This is a genomic window from Roseimarinus sediminis, assembly GCF_050433125.1.
In the GTDB taxonomy this organism is placed as follows: domain Bacteria; phylum Bacteroidota; class Bacteroidia; order Bacteroidales; family Prolixibacteraceae; genus Roseimarinus; species Roseimarinus sediminis.
On record NZ_JBNPXV010000007.1, the window covers coordinates 38,041 to 50,079 of the forward strand.

The 12,039-nt window shown below is 43.7% G+C and carries 11 protein-coding genes and 1 CRISPR repeat array; of the genes, 9 read left to right on the forward strand and 2 right to left on the reverse strand.

The genetic code is table 11. The features are described from left to right. Positions 1-191 precede the first annotated feature (191 nt). The 7 genes from FHS86_RS10355 (at position 192) to cas2 (ending at position 4,221) form a co-directional block, all read left to right on the forward strand. A complete protein-coding gene (locus FHS86_RS10355; protein WP_429413005.1) occupies positions 192-1,298 on the forward strand; it encodes a hypothetical protein in 1,107 nt (368 codons plus the stop codon). Between the two features lie 46 nt (positions 1,299-1,344). Further along, on the forward strand, positions 1,345-1,857 hold the full coding sequence (gene cas4, locus FHS86_RS10360) for a CRISPR-associated protein Cas4 (protein ID WP_429413007.1): 513 nt from the start codon (positions 1,345-1,347) through the stop codon (positions 1,855-1,857). A gap of 99 nt (positions 1,858-1,956) precedes the next feature. Then, positions 1,957-2,331 carry a GxxExxY protein gene (locus FHS86_RS10365; RefSeq protein ID WP_429413009.1) on the forward strand — a complete coding sequence of 125 codons (375 nt, stop codon included), beginning with the start codon at positions 1,957-1,959 and terminating at the stop codon, positions 2,329-2,331. A gap of 76 nt (positions 2,332-2,407) precedes the next feature. After that, complete coding sequence (gene cas1b / locus FHS86_RS10370) at positions 2,408-3,415, forward strand: type I-B CRISPR-associated endonuclease Cas1b (RefSeq protein WP_429413011.1); 1,008 nt, start codon at positions 2,408-2,410, stop codon at positions 3,413-3,415. Positions 3,416-3,432: 17 nt separating this feature from the next. After that, positions 3,433-3,645, forward strand: coding sequence for a hypothetical protein (locus FHS86_RS10375; protein ID WP_429413013.1), 213 nt, complete (start codon positions 3,433-3,435; stop codon positions 3,643-3,645). Then, complete coding sequence (locus FHS86_RS10380) at positions 3,614-3,910, forward strand: four helix bundle protein (RefSeq protein WP_429413014.1); 297 nt, start codon at positions 3,614-3,616, stop codon at positions 3,908-3,910. The genes FHS86_RS10375 and FHS86_RS10380 overlap by 32 nt, the downstream gene beginning before the upstream one ends. A 47-nt stretch (positions 3,911-3,957) precedes the next feature. After that, on the forward strand, positions 3,958-4,221 hold the full coding sequence (cas2, locus tag FHS86_RS10385; RefSeq protein ID WP_429413016.1) for a CRISPR-associated endonuclease Cas2: 264 nt from the start codon (positions 3,958-3,960) through the stop codon (positions 4,219-4,221). Positions 4,222-4,448: 227 nt separating this feature from the next. Then, positions 4,449-7,482: direct repeats of the CRISPR family, unit length 30 nt; unit sequence CTACCAATCGTACCAAGCTGGAATTGAAAC. Between the two features lie 247 nt (positions 7,483-7,729). Here cas2 and FHS86_RS10390 read toward each other — a convergent pair. Further along, positions 7,730-10,003: a sodium-translocating pyrophosphatase gene (locus FHS86_RS10390; RefSeq protein ID WP_429413018.1), complete on the reverse strand. Its 2,274-nt coding sequence runs from the start codon at positions 10,001-10,003 to the stop codon at positions 7,730-7,732. Between the two features lie 387 nt (positions 10,004-10,390). Between FHS86_RS10390 and FHS86_RS10395 the strand changes: the two genes are divergently transcribed. Both FHS86_RS10395 and FHS86_RS10400 read left to right on the forward strand, forming a co-directional pair. Then, positions 10,391-10,870: a low molecular weight protein-tyrosine-phosphatase gene (locus FHS86_RS10395; RefSeq protein ID WP_429413020.1), complete on the forward strand. Its 480-nt coding sequence runs from the start codon at positions 10,391-10,393 to the stop codon at positions 10,868-10,870. Between the two features lies 1 nt (position 10,871). Further along, entirely contained in the window at positions 10,872-11,813 is a 942-nt protein-coding gene (locus FHS86_RS10400; RefSeq protein WP_429413022.1) for a DMT family transporter, read from the forward strand. Between the two features lie 6 nt (positions 11,814-11,819). Here FHS86_RS10400 and FHS86_RS10405 read toward each other — a convergent pair whose 3' ends face one another. Further along, a complete protein-coding gene (locus FHS86_RS10405; RefSeq protein ID WP_429413024.1) occupies positions 11,820-12,014 on the reverse strand; it encodes a DUF5320 family protein in 195 nt (64 codons plus the stop codon). Between the last annotated feature and the right edge of the window lie 25 nt (positions 12,015-12,039).

A 12,039-nucleotide genomic window follows, 5' to 3' on the forward strand; every position in this document is an offset into this window, starting at 1 on the left:
CGTACCTGACGGCACTTACTGAATGGCAGGATTCAAACGATCTACCAATATAAAGTCCCTAACGGGACTATCGCTTGATCGCGATGTTGGTGATAATATTTTCGTTAATCTCGTTAGGGATGGAAACATCAGGAAATGGAGGATTATTTGGAGTTAGTAAGCAAAAACAATAACAAGAAAGCAATCAGCACATGGATCGATACATACAACAGCTTATCGAGGACCTGGAGGCAGCGGCAAAAAACCCGCCAAATCCACCATACCTTGAAACTCCTCCGGGATTCGAGGAAGAGCCTGCCATTGTAAATCTGGGGCTCACCCCTTATCAGTCAATCGAAGTACTCACGGGAATCAAGCAGGAAGTTTTTCCAGAATTCAACGGCTTGCACAGCCGCCATTGGAGGGCAGTGCTCGATGCTATTTTCAAAGTGTTCGACTCGCTAAAACTTAAACTCGTCGATGCGCCCATAGGCATGCCCAAAGAATGGCTCTACGAGGCACTAACGAGCAACTGGGATCATCAGGTGCAATACCTGCCTGAAGAAGGAATGGACCTTGAACTTTGTACCGGAGACCCGGAAACATGCCCCTATGGCATGTTTTGCACCTGTGGCATCGTTTGGCCCGATGACGAAGAATACTTTGAACTAAAGAGGGAAATACCCGACCAATACGCAGAAATACTGCCCCAAATAGCCTGGGTAATCGATGCTGGTTGGGTGTGCCTGTTGTTTGGCGATACGCTGGAGTTAAAAACAATAAGCCAAAAAGAATACTATAACTCCGATGATCCTGATGCCCTGCTGCATATTTTGTACCCAGACGATGAGCGCATTTTTAGCCCAGGTGAAAAGTTCAGGATTGAACCCCTTCTTGCCTATGAAATGACCGATATGATGGAAGATTTTGCAAGCAGACTGCGGACTGAACCCTTAAGGAGCAAGTTGTTTGATGCGTTGATTTCAGAAAGCCCTGTGGAAAAGTTTAATGCCATCGTATCACAATCGGATGAAAAGAGAAACTGGCTCACTTTCAAACAAAACTCGATTGAAGATTATGTTAGGGCTGTGATTTGGCAGGATCTCAGGGCCAACGATCTTTTTACTGAAGGGAGCAACGGTTTGTTCGATGATGATGGAACACGCATCGATCCTGAAACAGTACCCACACCGGATCGATGCATCAGGTGCAGGTCGTTTTATACCGGCGATGCCGAAGAAAACATCCTCTGCATGCTCAACCGAAACGACCAACGCGACGACCCCAACTTTGAATGCGGTATGTTCAAGGAAATTTAATTCACTCATTCACTCATTCACTCATTCATTCATTCATTCACTCATTATGAACACCACCGGCACCCACTTCAACTACTACCTGATTTGTCACCGCAAACTGTGGTTGTTTGCCAATGGCATCAACATGGAATCGACCTCCGATTTGGTATACGAGGGAAAATTATTGCATGAAACATCGTACCCCCGCCGCAGCGAGAAATACCAGGAAGTGGCCATCGACGGCATTAAAATCGATTATTACGATGTGCGCAACAAGGTAGTGCACGAAATTAAAAAGTCGGACAAACACGAAGAGGCGCACGAATGGCAGGTGAAATATTACCTGTATGTACTGGAGCAAAATGGCATTGAAGGTGCTACCGGATTATTGGAATATCCGCGCCTGCATAAAACCAGCGAAGTGTTACTCTCGGGCCCCGACCGTGAATTGATCAGGGAAATGATAGCCAACATCAAGCGCATCATCGGACAGGAAGCATGTCCTGAAAGAATAGCTAAGAGCAGGTGCAAAAAGTGCAGCTATTTTGATTTTTGCTGGAGCGGGGAGAAAGATGAATAGACAAAGATCTAATGGATTAACATATTGAATGTAAAAATTCAGACAGGATTTACAAGATGAACATGATAGGATTTAAACAACACTTAAATATTTCAAGATATGGAAGAAGATGTATTGACAAAAAAAATTATCGCATGTGCGTATGTGGTTCATAATAAACTTGGATCAGGTTTTTTGGAAAAAGTTTATGAAAACTCAATGGCGATAGAGCTACGAAAGAGTGGGCTGAAGGTAGAACAGCAATTCCCAATTCCAGTATTTTATGAAACCATCCAGGTTGGTGATTATTATGCCGACTTATTGGTAAATGATGAAGTGATTGTTGAGTTAAAAGCTGTTGTAAACCTGACAAAGCAACACGAAGTGCAGGTGGTCAATTATCTTAATGGTATTGGACTGGATATAGGGTTGCTAATTAATTTCGGGAGTTCAGTTGTCGTAAAAAGAAAATTCCGAAAGTACACAAGTTCCTGACACTTGATTAAAACATGTGAATCCCGTCAAAATCAAAAACATGTCAATCCTGTCAATCCTGTCATAATACAAAAACATGTCAAAAAAAACCTACTACTTATTCAACCCTGGCCTGCTGCAGCGCCGCGACAATACCCTGAAATTCACCCCTTATGATGAAGAGGGCAAGGAAGAAAAACCACGTTTCCTTCCTGTTGAGCATGTTGGGGAACTATACTGTTTTGGCAACCTTGATGCCAATTCGGCTTTGTACAACTTTTTGGGTCAGGAACAAATTCCCGTGCATTTCTTCGATTATTACGAAAATTATACCGGATCGTTTATGCCCCGTGAGGCCCAGTTGTCGGGCAAAATGTTGGTAGCCCAGGTGAAGTGCCATGAAAATAAACATCAACGCATCGATCTGGCGCGGCGCATACTCGATGGTGCTTCGTTTAATATGATTAAAAACCTTCGTTATTATAACTCACGCGGAAAAGACCTGCTTCCCCTTATCGAAATCATCGATGCGCTTCGCGCACAAATGGCCGGAGTTCGTGAGATTGATCAGTTAATGGGGATTGAGGGGAATATTCGCAAAAACTATTACGAAGCATTTGAGCTCATCATTAACGATTTCAGTATGGACGGACGCAGCTACCGTCCTCCTCAAAACGAGGTAAATGCCCTGATTTCGTTTGGAAACATGATGTGTTACAGTCAATGTCTCAGGGCCATTCATCAAACGCAACTCAACCCGGTAATCAGTTATCTGCACACACCCGGTGAACGCCGTTTTTCTCTTTCGCTCGATTTGGCCGAAATTTTTAAGCCACTGCTTGTCGACCGGGTAATTTTTAAAGTGATGAATAAGAAGATGCTTAGCTCGAAACACTTTGAGGAGAACCTGAATCGGGTCTTGTTGAAAAACCCAGGCCGAAAAGTATTTGTACAGGCCTTTGAAGACCGCTTGCAGGAAACCATTAAACATCGTTCGTTGAACCGTTCGGTCAGCTATAAACACCTCATCAAGCTGGAATGCTTCAAAATACAGAAACACCTGCTGGGAATTGAAGACTATCAGCCATTTAAGATGTGGTGGTGAGGAATGAAATGAATGAAATGAATGAAATGATTGATGAAAAAGATGGAAGAAAAAAGATGGTTGAAATAGCTGGATCAATCTCTTCAATCTCCTTCAATCCAATTAAAAAACTAATAATTGCTTACTATGGAAAACCAGGAATGGCTGAATTACAAGATCGAAATTCGGGAGCGGATCATGAAATTCGCTTTAAAGATTTTGGATTTTTCAGAACTGTTACCGCGAACTGAACGAGGGCGAATCATCAATCATCAGCTTACCCGTTCGGGTACATCGATGTATGCCAACTATCGGGCTGCTTTACGGGGAAGGTCAAAAGCTGAGTTTTTCAGCAAATTATCTGTTGCTGTGGAAGAGGCCGATGAAACGGAAATGTGGCTCGAACTGACAGTGACCTCAGGAATAATCAACGATCAGCTGGCGAAAGAATTGCATTCTGAAAGCCTTGAACTATTAAAGCTTCTGGCATCCATGCGCAAACGAAGTAGCACCTAAGTCAATCTCATTCAATCTTTTTTTCAATCTCATTCAATCTAAAAAGCATGTACATCATATTAGTATACGACGTAGGCCAAAAGCGGGTAGGGAAGATGTTAAAGCTTTGCCGCAGGTATCTAAACTGGATTCAGAATTCGGTTTTCGAAGGAGAATTGTCAGAAGTAAAACTGTTGGAATTAAAGCAGGAAGCGCTGGCGATTATGGATGTTGAGTCCGACAGTTTAATTATCTTTAAGACCCGTCAGGAGAAGTGGCTGGATAAAGAGGTAGTGGGGCAGGAAAGGCAGAATTTGGACACATTTTTATGAGCCGGGCTTGTCGATGACGTTTTTTATACTTTAGAGAAAAGGTAGTAGCACGAGAGAATACAGCTAAAAAGTTCTTTGACGTACTGAAAATAAACAACTTATATCTACTTGTCGAACCAGGGGTAAAATTACCGTTTAGATAAACGACAACTTTTAGGTATAAAAAGCTATCTTTGTTTTCGCTCATTGCATTGAAAATGAGTTCTATTTTTTTAGTCGTCGAACGGATACCAATCGTACCAAGCTGGAATTGAAACTTGAGTCGCTCGTTCTTAATTGTTGTTATTACACCTATACCAATCGTACCAAGCTGGAATTGAAACTTGGTTATGAATTTTTTTATTTCACGATTAATTATGATACCAATCGTACCAAGCTGGAATTGAAACCTTTTTGTATTCGGCAACCCGTTCGTTTTCAGTTTTGATACCAATCGTACCAAGCTGGAATTGAAACGATGGTAGCTATACTGAAAGCGGATTTGATATATATACCAATCGTACCAAGCTGGAATTGAAACGAAAGTAAAGCCCCGGCCTTGTCGTATTTGTCAAATACCAATCGTACCAAGCTGGAATTGAAACACCTGTACCACGCGCTTCTGTTCCCTCATCGTATTATACCAATCGTACCAAGCTGGAATTGAAACAAGTACCCATTAGCAAATCAATTGCATAGGAATTGAATACCAATCGTACCAAGCTGGAATTGAAACATCAGACATGGAAGATTGATGTGCAGGTTTAATAGTTATACCAATCGTACCAAGCTGGAATTGAAACATATATTTTGATACAACATTTAACTGGTAAGCAATATACCAATCGTACCAAGCTGGAATTGAAACGTCCTTTGTAGCATAGTCGAGCAGATCGAGGGTAATACCAATCGTACCAAGCTGGAATTGAAACGTAGTGGCCACGGTGGCCAGCCCTGTAATCATGTTTGATACCAATCGTACCAAGCTGGAATTGAAACTTGACGATTGCGCTTGATGCTGACTTAACGCTTGATACCAATCGTACCAAGCTGGAATTGAAACATCGCTTTTGAGTGTTTCAATGTAATCGACAACGAATACCAATCGTACCAAGCTGGAATTGAAACAAGTTATATTCAGAATCGTGACATTGTGCAATAGATACCAATCGTACCAAGCTGGAATTGAAACTTAATTTAGTTCAGTGTATGTGGATAGGTTACTGATACCAATCGTACCAAGCTGGAATTGAAACGGCGGCGATGCCCTTATTGCCGCTTACGGCGAAAATACCAATCGTACCAAGCTGGAATTGAAACTGAGCACAGAATATGTTTGTGCGAGCATTTCCAGATACCAATCGTACCAAGCTGGAATTGAAACTATCAAATAATTTATCTGATAATTTTGATTTTGATAATACCAATCGTACCAAGCTGGAATTGAAACTTCAATACAGTTAATTGGAATCAGGCTTACGATTCTACCAATCGTACCAAGCTGGAATTGAAACATGAAAAAGGCAATCATCATAACAGCATTCTTTGACTACCAATCGTACCAAGCTGGAATTGAAACGGTCGAACAGCATTTGCAGTGTTCATGTCAACGGCACTACCAATCGTACCAAGCTGGAATTGAAACTAATGTTTGTTTTTTGATTGTAGCGAGGGCGGGACTACCAATCGTACCAAGCTGGAATTGAAACCGCAGACTATGTAGCATTTCAGCGACTTCGCAAGCTCTACCAATCGTACCAAGCTGGAATTGAAACGCGTGTCAATAGCCACATTTTACACCGCTGCGAACTACCAATCGTACCAAGCTGGAATTGAAACTTGTCAGCAAATTTTCACCACATTTCGGACATGGTTTCTACCAATCGTACCAAGCTGGAATTGAAACAAAATAAAAGCGAAAGCGGAAGAAAAGTTGTTGGTGACACTACCAATCGTACCAAGCTGGAATTGAAACAGTAGAAGATTGCTATTATGCAATTGACGACAGGGCTACCAATCGTACCAAGCTGGAATTGAAACATGAAGTTATGAAGGAACACGCAAGCATGAAAGTTCTACCAATCGTACCAAGCTGGAATTGAAACGCTGCAAAGGCAAGCGGGAAAAGCCTTGAATTTACTACCAATCGTACCAAGCTGGAATTGAAACGTATGATAGCGGTGACAACACAGCCACTCCTTACGCTACCAATCGTACCAAGCTGGAATTGAAACGAACCACAATTGCAAAAACCCCTGAAAAATTGGAAACTACCAATCGTACCAAGCTGGAATTGAAACGACAGATTAGCTTGCTTGTCCTTTATGTGAATTATCTACCAATCGTACCAAGCTGGAATTGAAACAATAAATTATGCGTCGTGCGTGGAGTGTTAAAAATGCTACCAATCGTACCAAGCTGGAATTGAAACTAGCCAATGCAGCCAACGCATACGCTCGTATTTTGCTACCAATCGTACCAAGCTGGAATTGAAACATTATTGGCCGTGCAAGTGGTCAAGCCGGAGGGCTCTACCAATCGTACCAAGCTGGAATTGAAACATTATTGGCCGTGCAAGTGGTCAAGCCGGAGGGCTGGCTACCAATCGTACCAAGCTGGAATTGAAACGCCTTAATTGCTAATTGTTTCACGACTGCCCGTACACTACCAATCGTACCAAGCTGGAATTGAAACCAGGAATATAATAAAGTAATAACTACTTTGTGTTTCTACCAATCGTACCAAGATGGAATTGAAACTTCTTCGTGATACACCCCGGTGGCATCTTTGTACGCTACCAATCGTACCAAGCTGGAATTGAAACTGTAGTACTCCATCAGTATGTTGATTTTTCGCCTGTAACTACCAATCGTACCAAGCTGGAATTGAAACAGTTTTAAGGTTGGTGTATCACCTGTTCCTTTTGCTACCAATCGTACCAAGCTGGAATTGAAACCAGCATTTAAAACTATTGATGATATATTTGTTAAACTACCAATCGTACCAAGCTGGAATTGAAACACGAGCCTTAATTGGCTATAACGTGTTATATATGCTACCAATCGTACCAAGCTGGAATTGAAACAGAAATTGGTCGAGGGTGGTTTTAAAGTCGATTTTCTACCAATCGTACCAAGCTGGAATTGAAACGGGATTGTCACCATCTATTAATCCTTGTGAAAGAACACCTACCAATCGTACCAAGCTGGAATTGAAACCTGTGGCCAGCCCGGTGATCATGCTTGCCGGGTGCTACCAATCGTACCAAGCTGGAATTGAAACGGCTTTATTCAATTTCTGATTGGCTTCGAGCTTGAGCTACCAATCGCCAAGCTGGAATTGAAAGCTTATTCCCCTTTGCGTCTCTGCGCCTTGGCGTGCATTCCAATCGTACCACACCGGGAATAAATTTTATTGCATCCTGATACGTGCGTCTTGTTTCCTGACACATTTGTCACCTACATTCAGTTGCATAAAAAAACCATCACCCGTAACAGATGATGGCTTTTCCTTATAAAAAAGTATGGATTTAGAAAATATGATAAACAACGGTTAAGCCGGCCATCACCACCGAAACCATGGTCATCAGTTTAATCAGGATGTTGAGTGACGGACCTGAGGTGTCTTTGAACGGATCGCCTACGGTATCGCCAACAACACCTGCTTTGTGTGCTTCGCTTCCTTTTCCGCCGAAATTGCCCTTTTCAATGTATTTTTTGGCATTGTCCCAGGCACCACCGGCATTGTTCAACATCACTGCCAGAGTAAATCCGGTGGTTAAACCGCCCATGAGCAGACCAACGACGCCGGCTACACCGAATACCAGTCCTACCACAATGGGAACAATGATGGCAAGTAAGGAGGGAACGATCATTTCACGCTGAGCACCCTTGGTCGAAATGGCCACACATTTGGCATATTCAGGTTTGGATGTTCCTTCGAGTATTCCAGGGATTTCCTTGAACTGACGACGTACTTCATCGACCATGGCACCAGCGGCACGTCCTACGGCTTTCATGGTCATGGCGCTGAAAACAAAGGCCATCATGGCACCCAGGAATAAACCACCCAAAAGCATTGGGTTGAAGAGAGAAAGATCGTAATAGATCGAAAAGTCCTGAATGGTCGCATTGTTCAGCAGCACCTGTTTGGCACCTTCAACGGCAGTTTCGGTACCGTCGTTCATAAACTGAATACCATTACGCGATAAAACCTCCCCATCGACAAGCAATTTCTTCAGCCAGATTTTAATTTCTTCCATATAAGCTGCAAGCAAGGCCATGGCCGTTAAGGCTGCCGAGCCAATTGCAAAACCTTTTCCGGTTGCAGCAGTGGTATTTCCGAGCATGTCGAGTGCATCGGTGCGTTCGCGTACTTCTTTGGGCAGGTGCGACATTTCGGCGTTTCCACCGGCGTTATCAGCAATGGGACCAAAAGCATCGGTTGCCAGGGTAATACCCAGTGTGGAAAGCATGCCTACTGCAGCAAAGCCAATTCCATAAACACCCTCGCCAAAGTTGGTAAAGCCGCCTGAAAAACCATAGGCAGCAATGATGCCGGCTACGATGGTCACCACAGGAATCCAGGTTGAATACATCCCGGTAGCAATACCATCGATGATGGTAGTGGCAGGCCCTTGTTGTGCCTGACGTGCAATGCCCTTGGTGGGTTTGTATTCATCGGAAGTAAAATATTCGGTTCCCTGACCAATGATGGTTCCGGCAATAAGTCCTGAAACAACAGCACCAACAATACCCCAGGTAATCATTCCAACAGCAGCCATAATCACTACGACGCCAATAATGAGCACGGTACTTCCACCGGTTCCGATAAGTAACGCTCTTAACAGTGTTTTTTGTGTAGCCGATTCCTTGGTGCGTACCATAAAAATCCCCACGATCGACAGGATAATTCCCACGGCAGCAACGATCATCGGTGCTACAATTTTGGAGGTTTGTTCATCGGAATTCATCGAAAGGGCAGCACCCAATGCGGCGGTTGCCAGAATCGATCCGGCATACGACTCGTAAAGGTCGGCACCCATACCGGCCACATCACCTACGTTGTCACCAACATTGTCGGCAATGGTTGCAGGGTTGCGCGGATCGTCTTCAGGAATACCGGCTTCTACCTTGCCAACCAGGTCGGCGCCCACATCGGCAGCCTTGGTATAAATACCACCACCCACACGGGCGAACAAGGCCTGGGTCGAAGCACCCATTCCGAAGGTAAGCATAACAGCAGTAATTTCTACCAGTTTGTGCGATTCATCGGTACCGGCTTTCACCAGGTCGAGTCCTAAAAAGGTCAGTCCGTCACGCATGTGTTCGGCAGTGTAAACCAGTTTGGTAAGAATAAGGTACCAGGCCGAAATGTCGAGTAAGGCAAAACCCACCACTACAAGTCCCATTACGGCACCACTTCTGAAAGCAACCTTCAGTCCTTTGTTTAAACTCTCCGAAGCTCCCTGAGCTGTACGGGCCGAAGCGTTGGTAGCTGTTTTCATCCCCAGAAAACCACAAAGGCCTGAGAAGAAACCTCCGGTTAAGAAAGCCACAGGTACAAAGGGATTCTGTACCCCCATGTAAGCAAGAATGGTAAGTATAACCAGAATGACAGCAAATACAAGACCGACTACTTTGTATTGACTTTTGAGATAGGCCATTGCCCCTTCACGGACGTATTGGGCAATCTCCTTCATTGTATCATTGCCCTCCGAGTTTTTCATCATCGAGCGATAAAAAAACCAGGCAAAAACCAAGGCAATGACCGATGCCAATGGTATCAAAAAGAAGTAATTCATAGTTGTTTGTTTTATTGTTTTGGTTTAATTAAATCCAATCGCAAAATAACCAATTATCTACTTTATTAAAAATTGTAAAACAATTTTCAATGATCAATTCTTCGGCAAGTGACAAATTTATAAAAATCATACATTTTGTTGTATTGAGTAACAAAAAATAAATGTTGCTCCCGGTTATTTGACAATTTGTAAGGATAAGGCGGTGACAAATTTTGATTTGTCATTGCGGGCGAACGACTGACAATCAGATTGAAAGTAAACAGCAGGACCAGCAAGCTCAATAAGTAAGTGTTAAGAGTTGCTTCATTTGAAGGGTACTAATTTCGTTTCATTTTAAATTAGCCAGTAATCGATTACTTTTGCCAATTATTCAAATGTAAAGGATCGATGAAAAAACGAGTTTTATTTGTTTGCCTGGGCAACATTTGCCGTTCACCCAGTGCAGAAGCAGTTTTTAAGCGTGTGGTACAGAAAGCCGGCTTGAGTGATGAATACGAGATTGATTCGGCAGGAACCATTGCTGTACATGCAGGTGAGGCGGCCGATGCGCGCATGCAACGACATGCCCGGCGCAGGGGCTATGTGCTCGACAGTATTTCGCGAAAAGTAAACAAGGCAGTCGATTTTGATCATTTCGATTACATTGTGGCCATGGACGATCAGAACCTGAGCGATTTGGAAGTCATGGCCCAAAACGAGGAGCAAAGGAAGAAAATTTCAAAGATGACTGACTATTGCACCCGCAGTGCTTACAGCTCGGTTCCCGATCCATACTACGGAGGTGACGAAGGCTTCGAACTGGTGCTTGACTTGCTTGAGGATGCTGCCGAGGGTTTATTGCAGGTTATCGAAAAGAAAACAATTTAGCATGAGTGAAGACCTGAGGAAATTAATGAAAGGTACCGCCTTTCTGGCCATTGTTGCCTGTTTTTTGTGGGCCACTGCTTTTGCCGGAGTGAAAATTGGTTTGAAATACATGAGTCCCCTGCAATTTGCCGGCATTCGTTTTTTTATTTCGGGCCTGATGATCATGGCGTTTTATGGAAAAATAGGCGCTTATGTGCAGGCACTAAGAACCCATTTCTCTTACATTCTGCTCATTGCCTTTTTACAAACCGTACTAATGTACAGTCTGTTTTATACCGGCATCAACATGGTGCCCGGTGCTGTAGGTGCCATGGTGATTGGTTCAGGACCTTTGTTTGCAGCCATTGTTGCCCATTTTGCCATGCACAACGACAAGATGAACCTGAGAACGACAGGAGGTATTCTGTTGGGCATTTTGGGCATTGTAATTATCAATCTGGGGCGTCAGACAAAAGGTATTGCCGGTGCTTATGAACTGTTGGGGGTGGTTATTCTGATCGGAAACAACCTGGTCAGTGGTTTTTACAATGTGGTGGTGATGAAGAGTAAACGCAACATTTCGATGTTGGTGCTAAGTTCTGCCTCTTTATGGATTGGTGGATTAGTGCTGTTTTTAATCGGATGGTCATTCGAAGGCTGGCAACTGAACCGGGTTTTCCCTGCCGAATTCTGGCTGGCATTGGCCTGGCTGAGTTTTCTGTCGGCTGCTGCTTTTGCCATTTGGTTTACCCTGTTACGCCGTCCGGGTGTGAAAATTTCGCACCTCAATACCTGGAAATTCATTATTCCGGTTCTTGGGGCCATTCTGAGCTGGCTGTTGTTGCCCGACGAATCGCCCGACGCGTATGCCATCGCGGGCATGATCGTAGTGGGAGCAGCCATGCTGGTGATGAACCACGAGGCGATTACCGGCGGGCTTCAAAAGCAATTTGGAAGAAAATAAACCAACTTACTTTTGATTGTTTTGCTGATTGTAGCGCAAACGCCGTCCTTTGCCTTCGCCGCCGCTTGTGTTGCGTCGTTTGGCTTGTCCTTTTCCCAATTGTTCGAGTAACTCATCGGAAGTATGAGGCCTGCACTTGCCAAGTCCTCTTCCGCTTCCCGATCCTTTGCCCTCGGGGCCTGTTCCGTTCATTTTAGGCATAATATTAATTTTAAGGTCATTAAGT